21 protein-coding genes and 1 pseudogene are annotated in these 20,794 nt (G+C 70.5%); 12 read left to right on the forward strand and 10 right to left on the reverse strand.

All coding sequences use genetic code 11. The features are described 5' to 3' along the window. The first annotated feature begins 89 nt into the window (after window positions 1-89). From ACFP2T_RS44210 to ACFP2T_RS44230, 5 genes are all read left to right on the forward strand, one after another. Window positions 90-1,250 (forward strand): glycosyltransferase family 4 protein, encoded by a 1,161-nt coding sequence (locus tag ACFP2T_RS44210; protein WP_377433147.1) that lies wholly within the window; start codon window positions 90-92, stop codon window positions 1,248-1,250. 137 nt (window positions 1,251-1,387) lie between these two features. Then, entirely contained in the window at window positions 1,388-1,891 is a 504-nt protein-coding gene (locus tag ACFP2T_RS44215; protein ID WP_377433148.1) for a hypothetical protein, read from the forward strand. 243 nt (window positions 1,892-2,134) lie between these two features. Continuing rightward, on the forward strand, window positions 2,135-3,013 hold the full coding sequence (gene pdxS, locus ACFP2T_RS44220) for a pyridoxal 5'-phosphate synthase lyase subunit PdxS (RefSeq protein ID WP_377433541.1): 879 nt from the start codon (window positions 2,135-2,137) through the stop codon (window positions 3,011-3,013). Between the two features lie 176 nt (window positions 3,014-3,189). After that, window positions 3,190-3,831 carry a pyridoxal 5'-phosphate synthase glutaminase subunit PdxT gene (gene pdxT, locus ACFP2T_RS44225; protein ID WP_377433150.1) on the forward strand — a complete coding sequence of 214 codons (642 nt, stop codon included), beginning with the start codon at window positions 3,190-3,192 and terminating at the stop codon, window positions 3,829-3,831. A 190-nt stretch (window positions 3,832-4,021) separates the two neighbouring features. Next, window positions 4,022-4,771: a YebC/PmpR family DNA-binding transcriptional regulator gene (locus ACFP2T_RS44230; RefSeq protein ID WP_192768442.1), complete on the forward strand. Its 750-nt coding sequence runs from the start codon at window positions 4,022-4,024 to the stop codon at window positions 4,769-4,771. Between the two features lie 112 nt (window positions 4,772-4,883). Here the strand turns inward: ACFP2T_RS44230 and ACFP2T_RS44235 are convergent, their stop codons facing one another. Next, window positions 4,884-5,045, reverse strand: coding sequence for a hypothetical protein (locus ACFP2T_RS44235; RefSeq protein ID WP_377433152.1), 162 nt, complete (start codon window positions 5,043-5,045; stop codon window positions 4,884-4,886). Between the two features lie 15 nt (window positions 5,046-5,060). Between ACFP2T_RS44235 and ACFP2T_RS44240 the strand changes: the two are divergent. Beyond that, window positions 5,061-5,196 (forward strand): annotated as a pseudogene (locus tag ACFP2T_RS44240) (transposase); the annotation flags it as partial. Between the two features lie 17 nt (window positions 5,197-5,213). On the opposite strand, the gene ACFP2T_RS44245 reads toward ACFP2T_RS44240, so the two are convergent. Both ACFP2T_RS44245 and ACFP2T_RS44250 read right to left on the reverse strand, forming a co-directional pair. Beyond that, window positions 5,214-5,795, reverse strand: a complete 582-nt coding sequence (locus tag ACFP2T_RS44245) for a dihydrofolate reductase family protein (protein WP_377433154.1) — start codon at window positions 5,793-5,795, stop codon at window positions 5,214-5,216. 66 nt (window positions 5,796-5,861) lie between these two features. Beyond that, a complete protein-coding gene (locus ACFP2T_RS44250; RefSeq protein ID WP_377433155.1) occupies window positions 5,862-6,959 on the reverse strand; it encodes a helix-turn-helix domain-containing protein in 1,098 nt (365 codons plus the stop codon). A gap of 9 nt (window positions 6,960-6,968) precedes the next feature. On the opposite strand from ACFP2T_RS44250, the gene ACFP2T_RS44255 reads away from it, so the two are divergent. After that, entirely contained in the window at window positions 6,969-7,298 is a 330-nt protein-coding gene (locus tag ACFP2T_RS44255; protein WP_377433156.1) for a cold-shock protein, read from the forward strand. Here the strand turns inward: ACFP2T_RS44255 and tsaA are convergent. Beyond that, window positions 7,295-7,765: a tRNA (N6-threonylcarbamoyladenosine(37)-N6)-methyltransferase TrmO gene (gene tsaA / locus ACFP2T_RS44260; protein ID WP_377433158.1), complete on the reverse strand. Its 471-nt coding sequence runs from the start codon at window positions 7,763-7,765 to the stop codon at window positions 7,295-7,297. The genes ACFP2T_RS44255 and tsaA overlap by 4 nt on opposite strands. A 91-nt stretch (window positions 7,766-7,856) precedes the next feature. Here tsaA and ACFP2T_RS44265 point away from each other — a divergent pair, with 91 nt between their 5' ends. Further along, window positions 7,857-8,804 carry a LysR family transcriptional regulator gene (locus ACFP2T_RS44265; protein ID WP_377433160.1) on the forward strand — a complete coding sequence of 316 codons (948 nt, stop codon included), beginning with the start codon at window positions 7,857-7,859 and terminating at the stop codon, window positions 8,802-8,804. A 208-nt stretch (window positions 8,805-9,012) separates the two neighbouring features. Then, window positions 9,013-11,286, forward strand: a complete 2,274-nt coding sequence (locus ACFP2T_RS44270) for a DUF6351 family protein (RefSeq protein ID WP_377433162.1) — start codon at window positions 9,013-9,015, stop codon at window positions 11,284-11,286. Between the two features lie 102 nt (window positions 11,287-11,388). Here the strand turns inward: ACFP2T_RS44270 and ACFP2T_RS44275 are convergent, their stop codons facing one another. The 3 genes from ACFP2T_RS44275 to ACFP2T_RS44285 all read right to left on the reverse strand — a co-directional run bounded on the left by ACFP2T_RS44275 (window position 11,389) and on the right by ACFP2T_RS44285 (window position 12,719). Continuing rightward, a complete protein-coding gene (locus tag ACFP2T_RS44275; RefSeq protein ID WP_377433164.1) occupies window positions 11,389-11,631 on the reverse strand; it encodes a hypothetical protein in 243 nt (80 codons plus the stop codon). Window positions 11,632-11,804: 173 nt separating this feature from the next. Continuing rightward, window positions 11,805-12,461 carry a GNAT family N-acetyltransferase gene (locus tag ACFP2T_RS44280; protein WP_377433165.1) on the reverse strand — a complete coding sequence of 219 codons (657 nt, stop codon included), beginning with the start codon at window positions 12,459-12,461 and terminating at the stop codon, window positions 11,805-11,807. 21 nt (window positions 12,462-12,482) lie between these two features. Next, window positions 12,483-12,719, reverse strand: coding sequence for a hypothetical protein (locus ACFP2T_RS44285; RefSeq protein WP_377433167.1), 237 nt, complete (start codon window positions 12,717-12,719; stop codon window positions 12,483-12,485). 216 nt (window positions 12,720-12,935) lie between these two features. On the opposite strand from ACFP2T_RS44285, the gene ACFP2T_RS44290 reads away from it, so the two are divergent. Beyond that, a complete protein-coding gene (locus ACFP2T_RS44290) occupies window positions 12,936-13,820 on the forward strand; it encodes a helix-turn-helix domain-containing protein (protein WP_377433168.1) in 885 nt (294 codons plus the stop codon). Next, window positions 13,810-13,992, forward strand: coding sequence for a DUF397 domain-containing protein (locus tag ACFP2T_RS44295; RefSeq protein WP_377433170.1), 183 nt, complete (start codon window positions 13,810-13,812; stop codon window positions 13,990-13,992). Before ACFP2T_RS44290 ends, ACFP2T_RS44295 begins: the two co-directional genes overlap by 11 nt. A gap of 80 nt (window positions 13,993-14,072) precedes the next feature. Here ACFP2T_RS44295 and ACFP2T_RS44300 read toward each other — a convergent pair whose 3' ends face one another. The 3 genes from ACFP2T_RS44300 to ACFP2T_RS44310 all read right to left on the reverse strand — a co-directional run bounded on the left by ACFP2T_RS44300 (window position 14,073) and on the right by ACFP2T_RS44310 (window position 16,643). Then, on the reverse strand, window positions 14,073-14,837 hold the full coding sequence (locus tag ACFP2T_RS44300; RefSeq protein ID WP_377433171.1) for an SDR family NAD(P)-dependent oxidoreductase: 765 nt from the start codon (window positions 14,835-14,837) through the stop codon (window positions 14,073-14,075). Between the two features lie 5 nt (window positions 14,838-14,842). Next, on the reverse strand, window positions 14,843-16,114 hold the full coding sequence (locus ACFP2T_RS44305) for an MFS transporter (protein WP_377433172.1): 1,272 nt from the start codon (window positions 16,112-16,114) through the stop codon (window positions 14,843-14,845). Between the two features lie 97 nt (window positions 16,115-16,211). Then, a complete protein-coding gene (locus ACFP2T_RS44310) occupies window positions 16,212-16,643 on the reverse strand; it encodes a hypothetical protein (RefSeq protein WP_377433173.1) in 432 nt (143 codons plus the stop codon). A gap of 254 nt (window positions 16,644-16,897) precedes the next feature. Between ACFP2T_RS44310 and ACFP2T_RS44315 the strand changes: the two genes are divergently transcribed. Then, window positions 16,898-20,743, forward strand: coding sequence for an nSTAND1 domain-containing NTPase (locus ACFP2T_RS44315; RefSeq protein ID WP_377433174.1), 3,846 nt, complete (start codon window positions 16,898-16,900; stop codon window positions 20,741-20,743). The last annotated feature ends 51 nt before the right edge of the window (window positions 20,744-20,794 follow it).

A 20,794-nucleotide genomic window follows, 5' to 3' on the forward strand; every position in this document is an offset into this window, starting at 1 on the left:
GCGTGACGGCGCGGGGCGTGACGGCGCGGAGCCAGGAGTGGCCAACCCGTCCCCGATGCCCGGGCCGGCCTAGAGGGGGAGGGGACCCAGTGCGGATCGGCATCGTGTGTCCGTACTCCTTCGACGTGCCGGGTGGGGTGCAGAACCACATCGTCGACCTGGCGGAGGCGCTGATCGGTCTCGGACACGAGGTGAGCGTCCTCGCGCCGGCGGACGACGACTCGCCCCTGCCGTCGTACGTCGTCCCGGCCGGTCGCTCGGTGCCGTTCCCGTACAACGGTTCGGTGGCCCGGATCACCTTCGGGCCGGTTTCCACCGCCCGGGTCCGGCGGTGGCTGTCCCGGGGACAGTTCGACGTGCTGCACGTCCACGAGCCGTTCGTGCTCAGCCTCTCGCTGCTCGCGGTGCTCTCGGCCCGGGGCCCGGTGGTGGCGACCTTCCACACCGCGATGACCCGGTCCCGGGCATTGGCCGTCGCCCAGGGCATGCTGCAACTCGTGCTGGAGCGGATCACCGCTCGGATCGCGGTGAGCGCGCTGGCCCGCAGGCTCCAGGTGGAGCACCTCGACGGCGGCGCGGTGGAGATCCCCAACGGGGTGGCGGTGGCGAAGTTCGCCAATGCCGAGCCGTTGCCGGGCTGGCCCGGCCCCAGCGGCCCGGGTCAGGGCGGCACGCTGGGCTTTCTCGGCCGGTTCACCGAGCCTCGGAAGGGGTTCGGGGTGTTGCGGGACGCGTTCGTGGCGCTCGCCCCCGAGCGCCCGGGGCTGCGGCTGCTGGTCGCCGGCCCGGGGGATCTGGCCGACCTGTACGAGGGCGTACCGCCGGGGCTGCGAGACCGGATCACCTTCCTCGGCCGGGTGTCCGAGGAGGACAAGGCGCGGATGCTGCGCAGCGTCGACCTCTACGTCGCGCCGAACATCGGCGGCGAGTCGTTCGGGATGATCCTCACCGAGGCGATGGCCGCGGGCGCGACGGTGGTGGCCAGCGACCTGGACGCGTTCCGGCGGGTGCTGGACGGTGGCCGGGCCGGGGAAATCTTTCCCACCGGGGACGCCCAGGCGTTGCGCGGCACCCTTGCGAGGCTGCTCGACGATCCGGTGCGCCGGGCGGAACTCTCCGCCTGTGCCAAGGAGGTGGTCGCGGCCTTCGACTGGCCGACGGTTGCCCGCCGGGTTCTCGAGGTATACGCAACAGCGATCGAGGCCACCGACGGTCGCGTGCTGGACGAGGAGTGGATCGGCCCGATCTGAGCCTGCTGGGCCGGAATTCGCCCATCGGGCCGACCTGAGCGGGATCGACCGCGATGGGATGATCAGGCGATCCGGGCCGGCCGGACCGAGCCGGCCCGGGTGACGTGCCAGGGAAACGGGAATGAGGCCGCACTACGATGCCGGGCATGTGGTGGGTGGTGGGCGTCGTCGTGGCGGTCGTCCTGGTAACGACGTACCTGACCTGGACGGCGGCCCGGGTCGACCGCCTGCACTCCCGGGTGGAGTCGGCGGCCCGGGCACTTGACGCGCATCTGCTCCGCCGGGCGGCCGCCGCCGCGGTGCTGGCCGAGGAGCGGTACGCGGTGGAGCTGTACGCCGCGTCCCGGATCGCGCTCGATGCCGAGGGCGACGAGCGGGAGGCCGCCGAGAACGACCTGACCCGGCAACTGCGGATCACCCCGCTCGACCCGGACGACCAGGCCGCCGGGGCGGTGATCGGGGCCAGCCGTCGCCTCGGACTGGCCCGCCAGGTCCATACCGATCTGGTCCGTGACGCGCTGTCCGCACGGCGGCGTCCCCTGGTCCGGCTGATGCGGATGTCGCGGAAGCACGAGCGGCCCCGCTACTTCGACATCGACGACCCGACGCTGGACACCCGGACCGGACTCTCCGTCAGCTGAAACCGGGCTGAACAAGCTCCGGTGACCGGGCTGGGGAGCCTCCGGTGACCGTGAGCCGGGACACAGGGCAGTCCACCCGGGGGCTGATTGGCTGTCGGTCGCGCGTTGTACTCCGCGTAACATCGGGGGCGGATTTCATCCGCCAAACCACTGTCGAGGAGCGAGAACGCCGTGTCCGATTCCACCGCCAAGTCCGGTTCCGACCATTCGACGGCCCCGGAGCAGACCGGAAGTGCCACCCCTGTGGTCGGCACCGCACGGGTCAAGCGGGGCATGGCCGAAATGCTCAAGGGTGGCGTGATCATGGATGTGGTCACCGCCGAGCAGGCCAAGATCGCAGAGGACGCCGGCGCGGTCGCGGTGATGGCGCTGGAGCGGGTACCCGCCGACATCCGCGCCCAGGGCGGGGTGTCCCGGATGAGCGATCCCGACATGATCGACGGCATCATCAACGCGGTTTCCATTCCGGTGATGGCGAAGGCCCGGATCGGCCACTTCGTGGAGGCCCAGGTGCTCCAGGCCCTCGGCGTGGACTACGTGGACGAGTCCGAGGTGCTGACCCCGGCGGACTACGCGAACCACATCGACAAGTGGCAGTTCACGGTGCCCTTCGTCTGTGGAGCCACCAACCTCGGCGAGGCGCTGCGCCGGCTCACCGAGGGAGCGGCGATGATCCGCTCCAAGGGCGAGGCGGGCACCGGTGACGTCTCCAACGCGACCACGCACATGCGCAAGATCCGTGGCGAGATCCGTCGCCTCGGCTCGCTGCCGACCGACGAACTGTACGTCGCCGCCAAGGAGTTGCAGGCCCCGTACGAGCTGGTCCGGGAGGTGGCGGAGACCGGGAAGCTGCCGGTCGTGCTGTTCACCGCCGGTGGCATCGCCACCCCGGCCGACGCGGCGATGATGATGCAGCTCGGCGCGGAGGGCGTCTTCGTCGGCTCCGGGATCTTCAAGTCCGGTAACCCGGCGCAGCGGGCCGCCGCGATCGTCAAGGCGACCACGTTCTACGACGACCCGGACGTGCTGGCCAAGGTGTCGCGCGGGCTCGGCGAGGCGATGGTCGGGATCAATGTGGACGACATCCCGGTGCCGCACCGCCTCGCGGAGCGGGGTTGGTGAGCGCGAGGAGTGAGCCGGGTTTGCGAGCCCCGCAGTCGCGAACGGATGGCGGGTTGGTGAGCGCGAGGAGTGAGCCGGGCTTGCGAGCCCCGCAGTCGCGAACGGATGGCGGGTTGGTGAGCGCGAGGAGTGAGCCGGGTTTGCGAGCCCCGCAGTCGCGAACGGATGGCGGGTTGGTGAGCGCGGGAAGTGAGGTGACCGTCGGGGTCCTCGCGCTCCAGGGTGACGTCCGCGAGCATCTGCTGGCGCTGACCTCGGCGGGCGCGACCGCCCGCCGGGTCCGCCGGGCGGAGGAGCTTGAGCAGGTCGACGGCCTCGTCATCCCCGGCGGCGAGTCGACCACCATCAGCAAGCTGGCCGACGAGTTCGGGCTGCTCGACCCGCTGCGCAAGCGGATCGGCGCCGGCATGCCGGTGTACGGCTCCTGCGCCGGGATGATCATGCTTGCGACCGAGGTGCTGGACGGACGTCCCGACCAGCAGAGCTTCGGCGGCATCGAGATGACCGTACGGCGCAACGCGTTCGGGCGGCAGGTCGACTCCTTCGAGGCGCCGGTCGAGATCGCCGGCGTACCGGGGCCGAGTTTCTCGGCCGTCTTCATCCGGGCGCCCTGGGTCGAGCGGGTCGGCGACGGGGTCGAGGTGCTGGGGCGGGTGACCGGGGGGCCAGCCGCCGGCCGGATCGTCGCGGTCCGGCAGGGGAACGCCGTCGCGACATCGTTCCATCCGGAGTTGACCGGGGACCGGCGCCTGCACCGCTGGTTCGTGGATCTCGTCCGGCGTTCCGAGGACCGTTCCGAGGACCGATCCGGGGCCTGAACCGGGCGGGGAGGCGCCACCGAGCGGGGCCGATCCGGACTGCGATGTGCGAACCGTCCGATCCGACCCCGTGCCGGGCGTGAATAGGCCGGAAGGGCGTCGGTAGGATTGTCGCGGGTTCGGCGGTTCTTCGTGGAGATGGCGCGCGGTGCAGTCGACGCAGACGGCGGGTAGCAACGGAGGTTAGCTTATGTCCGGCCACTCAAAGTGGGCGACGACGAAGCACAAGAAGGCGGTCATCGACGCCAAGCGCGGCAAGATGTTCGCGAAGCTCATCAAGAACGTCGAGGTCGCCGCCCGTACCGGCGGTGGTGACCCGGCCGGTAATCCGACGCTTTTCGACGCCATTCAGAAGGCGAAGAAGAACTCGGTACCCAACGACAACATCGACCGGGCGGTGAAGCGCGGCTCCGGGTTGGAAGCCGGCGGTGCCGACTGGCAGACGGTGATGTACGAGGGGTACGCCCCCGGCGGCGTCGCGCTGTTGATCGAGTGCCTGACCGACAACCGCAACCGCGCCGCGACCGAGGTCCGGACCGCGCTGACCCGCAACGGTGGTTCGCTGGCGGACGCGGGCTCGGTGTCGTACATGTTCTCTCGCAAGGGTGTCGTGATCGTGCCGAAGGCGGGCCTGTCCGAGGACGACGTGCTGCTCGCCGTGCTCGACGCCGGTGCCGAGGAGGTCAACGACCTCGGTGAGGCGTTCGAGGTGATCTCCGAGCCGGGTGACCTGATCGCGGTCCGGACCGCCCTCCAGGACGCCGGCATCGACTACGAGTCGGCCGAGTCGTCGTTGGTCCCGAGCATGACCGTGCCGCTGGACGCCGAGGGCGCCCGCAAGGTGTTCAAGCTGATCGACGCCCTCGAGGACTCCGACGACGTGCAGAACGTCTTTGGCAACTTCGACGTCTCCGACGAGGTCATGGCGGCGGTCGGCTGAGGCCCTGGCGCCGTCGAGCCGATCGTTGCTTCGGCTCGGCTCGGCTCGACGGCGCGGTATCCGTACGCGGGTGAATCTCCGGCCGGCTCCGCTCATCCAGCCCTGCGCGCGGTCAGTCGCGTTTCGCGCGCTCGGCAATGGCCGGCAGGACGTGCACGAACGAGGCCAGGCTCTTGTACGGTTCACCGTCCAGGACCCGCGCCGCCAGCCCGAACGGGAACCCCGTCACGCCGAGCACCGATACCGCCGGGGTCCCGGGTGACGTTTCATGCATGATCCACTCGCCGCCGCGATGGACGGGTTCACCGGCTTCAAGACCGCCGCCGCTGAGGAGATCCCCGCCGCGGTCGCGGTGATGGACCCCTTCCACGGTGGTGCGCCTTGCCGGCGACGCCCTCAACGACTGCCGCCGCCGCGTTCAGCGCGTACCCGCTCAGATCGGTCAACGGCGCACCCGATAGCGCAGGTGAAGCACCCGGTTGCCCTGAATCACCACGTCAGGATCCTCCAACAGGTGCTGCGCGTCGACCGACCCGAAGTAGCGCTTGCCGGACCCGAACACGACGGGTACGACGTCCATGCGCACCTCGTCGACCAGGCCCGCGGCAAGCACCTGGCCACCGACGTCGCCAGCGGCGACCTCGACCATGCGGTCACCCGCAAGCTCCTGCGCCTTGGCCACGGCTGCCTCGACGCCGTCGACGAAGTGGAACGGCGCCTCGGGGTCCCAGCCCTCGGGCTTCGGCCGGTGCGTCACGACGACCACGTGGTCGACCCCGCTCGGAGGCTTCCCGTCCCAGCCGTCCGTCATGTCGAAGACGTGGCGGCCGGCGATTGTCGCCCCGATCTGGTCCCAGTACGGCCGGGTGTAGTCGTAGGACGTCTGCGACACCTTCACGTAGCCGCTCTCGTCCAACGGCACGTCACCGCTGGTCAACCAGTCGAACAGCGGTCCGGGCTGGTCGTTCTCGTCCGCGATGAAGCCGTCTACCGACACCGAGCTGTACATGACCACCTTGCCCACGGGGCTCTCCTCTGCTCTGGGGTGCCCCCAAATTAACGTGTCGTGAGCTGTCGCTCTTGTAAGAAATCAATCGGCCGGCAGCGGCCAGCCGTCCAGCACGTGGCCGGGATGTTCGCGCAGGAACCGCCGCCGGACTTCGACGTACCGGGTCGGCGTGAGCCCGGTGAACGCCCGGAACTCGTGGCCGAAGTGGGCCTGGTCGAAGTAGCCTGCGCCACCGGCGAGGTCGCCCCAGTCGATCGGTCCGGCGGGGTTGATCGCGAACACGGTGGCGACGAAGCGCCAGGTGCGGGCCAGCCGCTTCGGCGTGACGCCGATGAGCTCCTTGAACCGCTGTGCCAGATGAGTGCTGCTGACACCGGCTGCCAAGCTCAGGTCGCCGATCGCCACCGCCCCGCTGGTCGTCGCGATGACGCTGCTCGTGTGGCGGACCAGCCCCAGGCCGGCGGTCTCGCACAGCCGTCGCATCAGCTCCTCCTCGAGCAGCGTCAGCATCTCGTGCGGTCCGTCCGCCGTGGCCAGCCGGTCCCGCAGCTCAGCAATGGCGGGCCGGCCCCAAACCTGCTCTACCGTCACCGGCCGGTCACACAGCTCGGCCGCGGGCATCGGCAGGAACGGCGCCAGCCCCCACGGCTTGAAATGCACGCCGACGGACCGGGTCGGGAGTGGGTAGCCGAACTCCCACGCGTGGGTGGGCATGGTGACCACGCAGCCGTCGGCGTACTCGGCCGTCTCGATGTCGGTGCCGGCGCGGATGCGGAACGGCGCCCCGAGGTTGACGATGAGCAACGCCGACGGCGCGGGCGGCAGCATCAGCAGGGCGTACGGCGGCGCACCGCCCAGGTAGTAGAGGTCGTCGATCAGCCCGTCCAGCGGCGGTCGCGGCACTCTGGACACGTACTCCACGCCCACAGTATCGCCGGCATCGCGCGCCGGGATGGTCCGGCCGCGCTGCCGCCAGCATCGAGCCGGCGCCGATCCCGGACGAGCGCCCGGCCGCGGACATTTGCGACTGCTACGCGGCCGCGGGCTGTTCGCCGCCAAGTCGACCTCGTCCAGCGCGGGGACGAACACGTCCGGCGGGATGTGGAGTTCGTCGGTTGCGTAGGCGCCGAACCGGAGGATGTGGGAGGCGAGGTAGGGCGAGATCGGGCGCTGTTCCATGCTGGTCTGATGGCGATCGTCGGGGTGCTCCGGGAATTCGATTCCGATCGAGGCTGGGGTGTCATCGACGCCCCGGAGACCCCGGGCGGCTGCTGGGTGCACTTCTCCGCCATCGCCGCGCCCGGCTTCCGGGCACTCGCCGCCGGTCAGCAGGTGTACCTCCGGGCCGAGAACGCGGATCAGGACGGCTACGCGTACCGGGCGGTCAAGGTCTGGACGGGCGGTCCCGGAGAGCCGCCCGATCGGATCCCGGACTCGGACCCGGGCGCGCGGCCGGCGTACCGGAGCACGCTGACCATCGTCTACGACGATCCGACGGACGGGCCGACGCTCGACTAGCGCTCGGTGGCCGGGCCGAGCACCGGCTTGACGTCGAGGATGGGTGTTCCGTCCAGGGCTTCCAGGTCGCGTACCCGGATCCGGAGATCGTCGATCTCTACGATGGACACCCGGTGCAGCCCGATCGGATTCGGCCGGTCCGGTGAGCGGGTGCTGAACACTCCCGTCGGTGGTCGGTGAAGGTCGCCCCGGGGATGCACCACCAGTACGTCCCGGCTGGACCGGTCGAACCAGGTCAGCAGGAGAACGTCGACGCCGACCTGAAGATCACGCAGCCCCTCGCGGATCTCCGGCTCGAACACCAGCCACGCCTCGGGTGAACCCTCGTCGCCCTGCCTCGGCGCCGTGGCCCGGTCGACCAGCGGAGACTCGACCCGCCCGATCGGACGCAGCGCGTACGGTGTGCCGGCCGGATCGCCGTGGCCGCCCGGATCGACGTGGTCGCCCGGCTCTGCCTCGATGGTCATGAGTCTCCCCCCGATCGTGCGCCGACCGAGTCTAACGAACTGACTCGGGCCTGCTGGGCCCTTGCCACGGGAGGGGGCGTGGAATTGGATCATGAGGGTGGACGGCCACCTCTCGCATCTGGCGAATCTCGACCTGAACATGCTCGTGGCGCTGCGCGAACTGACCCGTGAACGCAACGTCACCCGGGCCGCCAGGCGTCTCGGGGTCACCCAGCCGGCGGCCAGCGCCGCCCTGTCCCGGCTGCGCCGACACTTCGGCGACGAACTCCTGGTACGTCGTAAGAGCGGATACGTGCTCACTCCGCTCGCCGTCCAGTTGGCTGAGCAGGTCGAGGCGGTGTGCGTCGCGGCGGAGCGCCTGTTCGCGACGAGCACGCACTTCGACGCGGCCACCTCGGATCGGGAGTTCACCCTGCTGATGGCCGACTACACGATCGCGGTCGTCGGGGAGCAGCTCTCCCGGCTGGTCCGGGTGGCGATGCCGCAGGCCGGGCTCCACGTCCGGTTGGTCCGCGAAGCGCTGGCCCTGGACTACGCCGAGACCATCCGTTCCATCGATGGCATCGTCGCCCCGCCGATCGGCCGGTTCCGGGCCCCGGACGTCCACTCGGCCGAACTCTTCCGGGACCGCTGGGTCTGCGTGGTCTCCGCCGAGAACCGGGCGCTGGACACCGACACCCTGTCCCTCGACGATCTCGCCCGGCTGCCCTGGGTCGCGCCGTACCATCCGGGTCAGGGGTTTCCCTCGGCCGCTCCGATCGCGCGGCAGCTCACCCTCCTCGGCATCCAGCCCCGGGTGGCGGTACGCGTGGAAAGCTACCTCGCGGTGCCGTACTTCGTCGTGGGTACGGACCGGATCGCGCTGCTCCAGGAGCGGGTCGCCTCGAAGTACGCCGATCAGTTCGCCCTCAGGGTGCTGGACTGCCCGGTCGAGCCGGAGCCGATCATCGAGGCACTGTGGTGGCACGAATCCTACGAGGACGACGCGGCCCACGCCTGCCTGCGCCAACTCCTCGCCCAAGCCGCCGCCAAGCTGTAAGGAAGGGCCCCCGCTTATCGGATTCTGCATAGGAAGGGCCCCTTCTTAACCACCGTCCCCCGTGGGGGCGCGGCGGGGAGGATGGGCGGGGGTCATAAACGACGTTTATGGCAGGTAGATGAAGTCTTTGTTTCCGTCCGTGATGGCGGCGTCGTTATCTTGATCCACAATCCAGCCGGGCTCCGGCCGGAAGAAGGTTGAGGTAGCGATGATGATGTTGTCGAGGTGGTACCGGGCGATCCGCCTGCGCGGACGATCCCGCGCCCACCGCCGTGCACTGGTCGGATTCGCGGCGACGACCACGGTGCTCGGGCTCGCGGTGACGATGGCTGTCCCGCCAGCGGCCTGGGCGACACCGGCCGCTGGGGCGGGACCAGCCGCTGGGGCGAAATCGGGCGGCCATCCGGAATTGACGGTGCTCTCGGGACGGGCCGACATGGTCTCCGGCGGCAACGCGCTCGTACAGGTGGCCCTGCCCCGGGGCGCCCGCGTCGCCGATCTGCGGGTGACGGTCGAGCGGAACCGGACCGTCCGCGACGTGACCCGCCAGTTCGCGCTCCGGGCCGACGGGCGGGTGACGGGGCTGGTCGACGGCCTGCCGGAGGGGCGCAGCGTCCTCGTCGCACGGGTGGACCACGGTGACCGGGCGCAGCTCCCGATCACCAACTACCCGATCGCCGGACCGATCTTCTCCGGCCCGCACAACAGCCCGTACGTCTGCGAGACGGAGACCGCCGGACTCGGACCGGCAATCGACGCCAACTGCCTCGCGCCGACCCGGTACGACTACTTCTACCGCTCCTCGGCCGACAACACGTTCCACCCGTACGACCCGGGCTCGGCGACACCGTCGGACGTCGCCAGCACGACGACGAACGACGGGAAGACGGTCCCGTACATCGTGCGGGTGGAGTCGGGCGTGATCAATCGCTCGATCTACCGGATCGGAGTCCTCTTCAACCCGCAGGGGCAGGCCTGGCAGCCGTGGGCGCCACAGCCCGGCTGGGCCCGGAAGGTGATGTACGTCTTCGGGCCCGGCTGCGGGGCCGGTTACCGGCAGGGGAGCAACGCGGCGACCGAGGTGCTGGACGACTTCGCGCTGTCCCAGGGCTGGGCGGTCGTGGTCTCGACGCTAAACATCGCCGGCACGCACTGCCAGAGCGCGCTCACGGCCGAGACGACGATGATGATCAAAGAGCACCTGACCGAACGGTACGGCCAGCCGCGTTACGTGATGGGGTTCGGCGGCTCGGGCGGAAGCTGGAGCCAGCACGTGATCGCCGAGCAGTACCCGGGACTGCTGGACGGCATCGTCCCCCAGTACGGCTTCCTCGACTTCAACGCGCTGCTCTACGGCGACCAGGTCGACTGCGCCCTGTTCGGCTCGTACTACGCGAAGTCGCCGCAGTTGTGGGCGGACCTCGCGGACCGCAACGCGGTGGAGGGGCGCGACTATCGGGTGTGCCAGGACGCCCAGGCGGGTCGTGGCCTGGCCCAGGTGCAGGCGACGGCGCGTTGCCCCAACGTGCTGCCGCAGTCGAGCTTCTACCACCCGGTGACCAACCCGGACGGGATCCGGTGCGCGTACCCGGACGCGAACGTGAACCTGCTCGGGCGCCGGAAGTCCGACGGCTTCGCCAACCGGCCGTTCGACAACGTCGGCATCCAGTACGGGCTCGGCGCGCTCGCCGACGGGACGATCACCCCGGAGCAGTTCGTCGACCTCAACGAGAAGGTCGGCGGCTACGACATCGACGGCAACCCGACGGCGGGGCGCTCGGAGGCCGACTTCGAGGCGCTGCGGCTGTCGTACCAGAACGACCTCGTCACCAGCGGAGTCGGCCTCCGGCAGACGCCGATCATCGACATCTCGGTCGGCGACACCCAGGGGGACACCCTGACCGGCGGCCACGAGCAGGTCTTCAACACCATCCTGCGGCAGCGGCTCAAGGCCGCGAACGGAACGGCCGCCAACCAGGTGATCTTCACGTCCGCCAACGCGGGTACCCGGAGCGGCACGGACACCGACATCGGGCGTACCGCCCTGCGGACGATGGACCAGTGGCTGGCCGGGATCGAGCGGGACACCTCGGCCGTGGACCGGGCGACCAAGGTGATCCGGAACAAGCCGGCCGGTGCGGTGGACCGGTGCTGGGACCGGGCCAACACCCCGGCCGACCCGGCCTTCTGTGCGGAGAACGCCCCGGTGCGGGGGATTCCCCGGATGGTCGCCGGCCAGTCCCCTCGGTTCGACGTGTTGAAGTGCCGGCTGGAGCCGTTGAAGCGCGGCGACTACGACGTGCGCTTCACCGACGAGCAGTGGAGCCGACTCGTCCGGACCTTCCGGACCGGTGTCTGCGACTGGTCGAAGCCGAGCGTCGGCAACGTCGGACATCCGCGACAGTGGGTGAGCTACGCGGCCGGACCGCAGGGCACCAAGATTGGTAGGGCCCCCGTCTCGACGCCGGGTGGCGGGCGCTAACTCCGTCCGGAAAAGCTGCCGTCGCGTGGTGGGATCCGGTCCGGTGTGCACCGGCATTCGATCCCGCCACGCGACGGCGCCGCGCTCGGTCCCGAGCCGACCCTAAGCCCGGTCCCTCGTCCAACTCAAAAATCGTTCGAACAGCTCCGCCGGAGTGACATCGGACAGGTCCCGGGCCGCCTCCCGCATCCAGTCACCGGCCCGAGTGGACAACCGGCACGGGTCGGTGGTCCGCAACAGCAGTATCCGGGCATCGGGACAGGGCCAGCGCTGGTCCCCGCAGCTACAGGTCCACTCCGGACGTACGGCCGCGTGGTCGACGGCACTGGAATTGCGAATAGCCATCAATCTTTTCGGCCTCTCAATCGATGGCGCGAGGTGCGGGAAGGTCCGGCGTGGAAGTTCCGCAGGGCTCAACTCCCGACTCCGGTTTGGTCACCGTCGACGACCGACGAGTTGCAAATGATGATGACTTTGGCATCGCAGCCGTAACCTCAGCCCGGCATTGGTCGAATTACCTATTCGGTGGCTCCTGAGCCGCAGCCGGGACGGTCGGGGCGGTCCGGCGGGCGCCACATCGGCCACAGTGGCGGGCCACCCTCGGGCAGGGTCAGGCAGCCGTCGGCGTGATAGCCGTGTCGCTGGTAGCGGTCCCGTGCCCCCGGGTCGCCGGCCACCAGGTAACCGGGCAGGCGGGCCGCGTCGAGCAGCCGGTGATGGTGCCGCAGCAGCGCACCCGCGAGACCCCGACCCTGCCGGGCCGGCCGCACCCCGAGGTACGCCAGGTGGTGGTGGGCGCTGCCCGGATGGTACGCGAGCAGGAGCTGGTCCAGCAGGTCGAACCGGTCCGCCCAGCGTCCGGTGGCGGCGAGCAACCGCATCCGGTACGACGGTGGGTCCGCCGCCGGACGGATCCGGTCCCGCCACACGGCGACGCCGGACAGGTCGTCGGTGACGTGCACGGTCCCGTCCGGGACGGCCGACGCCACGACGGTGGCGAACAGGTCGCGGCTGATCGCCAATCGCTCGTCCGGATCGGGTACGAGCCAGGCAGCCACCGGCCCGGCCTGGAACGCCTCGGCGAGTACCCGGCCGATCCAGGCGACCTCGCCGGCGGTGGCCTGCCGGACGGCCGGCACCGATCGGGCAGTCGACTCCGCTCCGCGAAATGGCAACGGGAACTCCTTTGCGGGTAATCAGCTTCGAGTCCATCGCATGAATCGTTCGAACAGCTCGGCCGGCGTGACGTCGGGCAGGTCCCGGGCGGCGTCGGTCATCCAGTCGGCCGCGTACATGGCCAGGCTGAGCCGGTCGGTGGTCAGCAACAGGAGTTCGCGGGCCCGAGGGCAGGGCCACCGTCGGTCACCGCAGCTACAGTTCCATTCCGGACGTACGGGGGAGTGGTCCTCGGGTGCGACGTGGGAAACGGCCATCGGCATTCGGCCTTTCCAATCGGGAGGGTGCCGGGGCGGAGGCCGGAATGAGAATGCCGGAGAGATCAACCTCCGCCCCGGTTCTTTCCCGCCACCGGGGGAAATCGGCGGCGTGCACATGATGCTGACTTTGCCACTGGTATCGCGCAATGCTGCGGGCCAGAATCGTGCCCCAAGGGATGAGGTGCCTTACGCGACGACAGAACGGGAGATGACGTGGACGACTCGGGGAGTACCGTCCCGCGTAGGCAACTGGGCAGATATCTGAGAGATCTCCGCGAGCACGCCCACGTAACGGTGGCCGCTGCCGCGCGGGAGTTGGAATGGTCGACGCCGAGAATCTGGCGCTACGAGACCGGTCAGGTGCCGATGCACCCGAACGACGTCGAGGCGATGTGCCGGCTCTACGGCGCCCCGCCGGAGACCATCAAAACCATGCGCTCGTTGGCCCGGGAAACGAAGTCTCGCGGCTGGTGGTACAGCTACGGCGAGGCAATTGACGAATGGTTCAAGCTCTACGTCGGACTGGAGGCGGAGGCAACCAGGATCAGAAAGTACGAAACCAACGTCATCCCCGGGCTGCTCCAGACGGTGGACTACGTGCGGGAGATCATGGCAACTGATCATCCGGAGATGGGTTCTGCCGAGCGGCAGGCGAAGGTGGAGGTCCGACTTCGCAGGCAGGGGCTCCTGTCTCGGACGGTGCCTCCAGGGCCACGACTCGACGTGATTGTGGGCAAAGTGGTGCTCCGTCGTCCGCTGCGGGACCGAGCCGCAATGGGGCGGCAGCTCGACTACCTCGTGGCGGCCGGAGGGCGGCATAACGTCACCGTTCGGGTCCTGCCGCTCGACGCTGGGCTGCACCGCTGGGCGATGGCCGGAGGGTTCACCCTGCTGGACTTCACGACCGAGAACGTCCGGGATCCAGAACCAACGACGGTCTACATGGACGGACCGTGTGGCGCTGTCTATCTGGAAAAGCCACACAAAATTGAGATCTACGAGGACGCTTGGCGCTCGCTGACCACGTTGGCGCTGAACCCGGAAGAATCCCAAGCGTTGATCACAGCGATCGCAAAGGAGATGCACGATGCGGAGTGATGGTGTGTGGCGCACGTCGTCCCGCTCCGGCGGCAACGGCGACTGTGTCGAGGTGGCGTGGGTACCCGGCTCGGTAGCGGTGCGGGACAGCAAGGACCGGTCCGGCCCGGCGCTGGCCTTCCCCGAGTCGGCGTGGCGGGCATTCGTCCAGGTCGCACAGTCGAAGGGCTGAGCCCCAACGCAAACTGGATGATCCCGAAGAGTTCGGCTGGTCTGAGCCGGCCGAACTCTTCGGGATCATGGGTACGAGTGTCAGATGGTGAAGCCGCCGTCGACGTTGACGGTCGCACCGGTGACGTACGAGCCGCCGTCGCCGGCCAGGAAGGCGACGGCCGCCGCGATCTCGGCCGGTGCGGCGTACCGGCCGAGGGCGGTGAAGCCCCGGATCGTCTCGGCGAACGGGCCGTCGGCCGGGTTCAGTGCCGTGTCGGTCGGCCCGGGATTCACCAGGTTCACGGTGATCCCGCGCGGCCCGAGTTCGCGGCCGAGTCCCTTGGTCAGGCCGGTCAGCGCCGTCTTGCTCATCGAGTAGATCGCGTGCCCGGGGAACGGGAGCCGCTCGCCCACGTTGCTGCCGATGTTGATGATCCGTCCACCGTCGGTCATGTGCCGGGCGACGGCCTGCGCGGCGACGAACGGCGCCCGGATGTTCACCGCGATGGTCTCGTCGAGCGCCGCCGCCCCGATCTCCTGCACCGAGGCCACCAGGTACACCCCGGCGTTGTTGACCAGGATGTCGAGCCGGCCGAACTCCTCGACCGTCCGGTCCACCGCCGAGGTGACCGCCGCGACGTCGGCGCTGTCCGCCGCGATGGCGACCGCCCGTCGACCGATGGCCTTGATCTGGTCGACCACGGCCGCGGCCGCACCAGCGTCGCTCTGGTACGTCAACGCCACGTCGGCGCCGTCCTCGGCCAGCCGTACGGCCACCGCCGCGCCGATGCCTCGTCCGCCGCCGGTGACGAACGCTACCTTTCCATCAAGAACCAGATCTTTTCCATAAAGAACGTTACTCATGCCACCTATCGTGGTTCAATCCCGAGCTGTCGTCTGGCGGTGATCGGACGCCTCGTTCGGGCGTAGATCAGCAGCGCGCCGGCGGTGAGGGCGGCCAGCGCGACCGTGGCGACCCCGGATCCGAGCAGTGTGCCGCCGGCTCCGAACGCCGTCACCAGCGGGCCGGCGAGCGCGGCACCGAGCGGCATGGCCGCGGTGGTCACCGCGCTGCGGGCGGCGAGCACCGCCGGCAGGTCGGCGGGTTCGGCGGCGTTCTGGAACAGGGCGAGGCTGAACGCCGGGAACGGCCCGTAGACGAGTCCACCGACGGCGAAGCAGCACATGGTGAGCCACACCGAGGTGCCGAGGCCGAACGGCAGCAGGGACAGGCCCCAGCCGGCGATCACCGCGATGGTGACCGGCCACTGCCGGGCGGCGGTGAGTGTGCCGCCGAGCAGGCCGCCGACGACCGCCCCGATCCCGAACACCGTCCAATATGCCCCGAGGAGGCCGGCGGCGCCGGTCAGCTCGTCGGCGACGTACAGGGGAAGGGCGACCTCGACCGGGCCGTAGAGGAAGTAGAAGACGGCGGTGACCCCGACGAGCCCGACCAGTTCGGGTCGCCGGGCGAGGACCCGGAAGCCGGTGCCGGTCGGCCGGTGGCCCCCGCCGGCACCGGTGACCGGCGGCAGGTCGAGCCGGCTCGCCTGGACCGCCAGCAGCAGGTAGCTGAGCGCGTCGACGCCGAGCACGAGCGCCGGATGGACCCCGGCGACCAGCAGGCCAGCCAGGGCCGGCCCGACGACGAAGGCCGCCTGCTGGCTCGTGCCGACCAGGGCGTTCGCCGGCAGCCGGCGGTCCGCCGGAAATATCTGACTGATCAGGGTGTACGTGCCGGCGCTGCCCCAGGCCGTGAGCAGCGACGATCCGGCGAGCAGGGCGATGTACGCGCCGGCGGTGAGCTGGCCAAGCAGGTGCAGCACGACGATCGCGCCGAGGGCGCCGGCCCGGAGTCCGGCGTTCGCGATCACCAGGCGACGGGCCGGCACCCGGCTCAGCCACCGGGCCAGCAGCAGGGCACCGGCGGCGGCCGGCAGGGTGTACGCGGCGACCGCCACCCCGATGAGCAGACCTGCCTGCTCGGGCGGGGCGAGCCGGAGGGCCAGCCAGGCGATGGCGACCACACTCATCCCGTCGCCGAGGTGTGAGCCCACCAGCGCGGAGAGCAGCCGGCGGAAGGCCGGTACGCCGAGCGTCGCCCGGTACGTCTCCGGCACGAGCCGGCTCGCCAACATCATTCCGGGACGATGCCACTTCAAGCCGGGTTGAGGTCAACCGGAGGTGGGCCGCTCGCTGCCCGTACTCGCCGGGGCGGCGGCCCACCGGTTGGTGGCGTCAGGCCACCTGGATGTTGGTGTCCACCGAGCACCAGAACTCGATGCTGGTGTAGGGGCTCGGCGGTGCGGTGATGTTGGCCCTTCCGTAGAAGCTGCCTTCCAGGTACGGCAGCGGTCCACCGGAGAACCATCGCCAGTTGACGTGGATCCAGGGCTGGTCCGCGACGTACCAGTGACTTTCCGGCCAGAACGGATGGACGAACCACGACACCTGGACCCAACGGTTGGCCGGACAGCCCACCAGCCCCGCCACCCCCACGTCCGGGGTGGCGGTGCCGTCCGGCGCAAGGGTTGCCTGGGTGGCCGCGCCGAGGTTCTTCCCGGCGCCCGGCGACAGGGTGGCGGCTCCGGCCGGTGTGGTCACGGCCGGAGCGGTGAGAGCCACCGCCGCCAACAGGACCACCGTCAGCAGGTTCCTGATCGAACGCATCGCTGCTCCCTAGTGAAGTCCGTGATTCGGGGCGAGTGGACCTCGCTCCGCGAGACCGCGCCGGGGATGGATGACGTTTGCCGCCGCCGTCCGCCCCGGCGCTGGTTCGACGATCGCCCTGCGTGAACCGGGGTGGGAAGGGCGGCGGAGTTATCCGTACAACGCCGTACGGTCCGCCGTACGGATCCGTACGGCGACCGGCCGTAGTATCGCGCTTACCCACTGCTGTCATCCGCCTGTGCGGGAGGGATGTCATGTCGAACTCCGTGTCGACCGACGTGGACCAGCCCGGACCCGCCCGGGTGCGTACCCGGCAGGACTTCGCCCGGGAACTGACCCTGCTCCGCGAGCGGGCGGACCTGACGGTTCGGCAGGTCGCGGGCCGGGTCGGGGTACAGGGCGCGCACAGCACGATCGGCGACTGGTTCGCCGGCCGGGGCCTGCCGTCGGCCAGTTCCGGCGATCTGCTGGTGCGGGTGCTACGGGTGTGCGGGGTGGTCGACTCCGATCTGGTCGAACAGTGGCTGCATGCCTGGCGGCGGGTCCGGCGTGCACCCGGGCGCCGAAGCGTCGGGCCGGAACCGTACCGGGGGCTGGCGAGCTACCAACCCGAGGATGCCGACTGGTTCTTCGGCCGGGAGGCGCTGACCGGGCAATTGATCGCTCGCCTGGCCGACCTGCACGTGGCGGGCGGTGGCCTACAGGTGGTGGTCGGTGCGTCCGGGTCAGGCAAGTCCTCACTGCTGCGGGCCGGCATGGTGCCGGCGCTGCGGGCAGACGCTCTGCCGGGCTCGGCCCACTGGCCGGTGCTGCTGTTCACGCCCGGTTCCCACCCGCTCGACGAACTGGCCGAGCAGTTGGCCGGGATCACGGGCGCCGCTGCGGAGTCGACGCCACCCCGGCGATGGGTGCTGGTGGTCGACCAGTTCGAGGAGGTGTTCGTGGCCTGCGCGGAGGCCGAGGAGCGGCGGCAGTTCATCGACGCCTTGTGTGCGGCGGCCGGCGGGCCCGACGGAGCGCTGGTCGTACTGGGACTGCGCGCCGACTTCTACGCGCAGGTCCTCCGGTACCCACAGCTCGTCACGGCAGTGCAGGCCGGTCAGCTCGCGGTCGGGCCGATGAGCGAGGAGGAGCTGCGGAAGGCGATCGTGCGCCCGGCCCAGCAAGCGAAGATCGATATCGAGACCGGCCTGGCGGACCTGCTGCTGCGCGAGGTCGCGCCCCGCAGCGGCGGTACGGGGACCGGGGCGCACGACGCCGGTGTGCTGCCGCTGCTGTCCCACGCCCTCTACGCCACATGGTGCCAGGGGCGGAACCGGCGGATGACGATCGCCGACTACCGCGAGGTGGGTGGGATCGACGGTGCCGTGGCGGCCAGTGCGGCGAAGGTCTACGACGAGCTGACCGCGCCGCAACAGGAGCTGGCACGCCGGCTGTTCCTGAGTCTGGTCCACGTCGCCGCCGACACGGCGGACACCCGGCGCCGGGTCCCCACCGCCGAACTCTTCGCCGAGCACGACGATGCCGGCGTCGCCGAACTCGAAGACGTCCTCGACCGGTTCGTCGCGCAGCGGCTCGTCACCGCCGACGTCGACACCGTCGAGATCAGCCACGAGGCACTGCTCGCCGCCTGGCCGCGGCTGCGGGCGTGGCTGGAGGCGGATCGCGCCGGACTGGTCGTCGGCCGGCGGCTCACCGAGGCGGCGGTCACCTGGCGGCGTGAGCACCAGGACCCGGCCGCGCTCTACCGTGGGACCCGACTCGCCGCCGCGCAGGAGTGGGTGGAGACCTCCGGGCACCGGGTGAACCTGACCCCACCGGTCCGGGAGTTCCTCGACACCTCCGTCCGGCACGAACTCGCCGAGCAGCGCGCGGTCCGCCGCCGCGCCCGCCGGCTCCGCCAACTGGTCGCCGGTCTCCTGGTGATGCTGCTGTGCACCGTCGTGGCAACCGCTGTCACGGTGCGGAGCCTGCGAGCGACCCGAGCCGAACGCAACATCGCCGTCTCCGGCAAGGTCGCCAACGAGGCCACCGCGCTGCGTACCACGAATCCCGCGCTGGCCGGGCAACTCAGCCTCGCCGCGTACCGCCTGGCACCCACTCCCGAAGCCGCCGGCAGTCTGCTCAGCACCGCGGCCAATCCCTACTTCACCCGACTGACCGGCCACACCAGCGCGGTCTACGCGGCGGTGTTCGGTCCCGACGGACGTACCCTGGTCACCGCCAGTTCCGACCACTCCGCCCGGCTGTGGGAGGTCGGCGACTCCCATCACCCGGTACCCGTGGCCACCCTCGTCGGGCACACCGACCAGGTCTACGCGGCGGCGTTCAGCCCCGACGGGCACATCGTCGCCACCGGTGGAGCCGACCGCACGGTGCGGCTGTGGGAGGTGGGCGAGCCGAGGGAGGCCCGAGCCGTCGCCACGCTGACCGGGCACACCGGAGACGTCCGCCGGGTGGCCTTCAGCCCCGACGGACGTACCCTGGTCACCGCCAGCGCGGACCGGACGGTGCGGCTGTGGGATGTCGGCGATCCCGGCGTCGCCGGACCGCTCGCCGTCCTGACCGGCCACCGGGAGGGCGTCGCCGCCGCGGTGTTCAGTCCCGACGGGCGTACGGTGGCCAGCGTCGGCTCGGACCGTCCCGTCCGGCTCTGGGACGTGTCGGACCGGCGGCGCCCGGAACCGCTGCCGGTGTTGACCGGCCACACCGACCGGGTGCTCTCCGCCGCGTTCAGCCCGGACGGACGAACCCTGGCCACCGGAAGCTTCGACAACACCCTGCGGTTGTGGGATGTCGGCGACGTGCGGCACCCTGGCCCGCTGGCGGCGCTGACCGGCCACGAGAACGGAGTCGTCTCGGTGGCCTTCGGGCCGGACGGGCACACCGTTGCCACCGGCAGCTACGACCAGACGGTACGCCTGTGGGATATCGCCGACCCGCACTTCGCCAGCGCTCCGGTCACGCTGAGCGGGCACGGGGAGACGGTCTACTCGGTGTCGTTCAGCCCCGACGGACGTACGCTCGCCAGCGCCAGCAGGGACGCGACGGCGCGGCTCTGGGACGTCCGGGGACCGGTCCTGACCGGACACGCCGGTCCGGTGCACTCGGCGGTGTTCAGCCCGGACGGCCGGGTCCTGGTCGCCAACGCCTACCGGACCTCGCGGTTGTGGGACGTGGGTGACCCGCGCAGCCCCCGCCCCCTGGCCACCCTGACCGGTCACACCGACAACGTGGTCATGGCGGCGATCAGTCAGGACGGCCGGGTCCTGGCCACCGCCAGTCTCGACCGCACGGTCCGGCTGTGGGACCTGACCGACCCGGGCGCTCCGACCCCGCTGGCGACCCTGCCTCCGGACACCGACAACGTGTTCGCGGTGGCGCTGAGTCCGGACGGCCGCACCCTCGTCACCGCCGGTGCCACCCGGGCGGTCAGGTTGTGGGACGTCACCGATCCGCGTCGTCCCCACCGGCTGGCGGTGCTGACGGGACACACCGACCGGGTCTTCACGGTGGTGTTCAGCCCGGACGGCCGTACCGTCGCGAGTAGCAGTGCCGACCGCACGGTGCGATTGTGGGACGTGGCCGATCCCCGGCTTCCCGCTCCGTTGGCCACCCTGGACGGACACGGCAACGGGGTGAACTCGGTCGCGTTCAGCCCGGACGGGCGTGCCCTGGCGACTGCCAGCTTCGACCACACCGCGCGGCTGTGGGACGTCGCCGACCTCCGGCGACCCTCCCTGACGACCACGCTGACCGGCCACGCCAACGGGGTGAACTCGGTGACGTTCAGCCCCGACGGGCGCACCCTGGCCACGGCGGGTTTCGACAGCACGGTGCGGATCTGGGATGTCGTGGACCGCCACCGGCCCGGCCCGCCGGTCGTGCTGACCGGGCACACCGACCGGGTCAACTCGGTGAGGTTCGCCCCGAACGGACGCACGATCGCCACCGGCAGCGCGGATGCCACTGCCCGGCTCTGGGACATCGACATCGATCGGATCGGCGACCGGGTCTGCGCCTTCGCCGATCTTCCCGTCGACCGCCCGCAGTGGCGACAGTACTTCCCGGACCTGGCGTACCGGCCACCCTGTCCGTGACCGCATCCGGCGCTCGGCCGACCGGTCGCGCCGGGACCTCTCCGCTCGTCG

The organism is Plantactinospora solaniradicis (assembly GCF_042658085.1).
GTDB classification, from domain to species: domain Bacteria; phylum Actinomycetota; class Actinomycetes; order Mycobacteriales; family Micromonosporaceae; genus Plantactinospora; species Plantactinospora solaniradicis.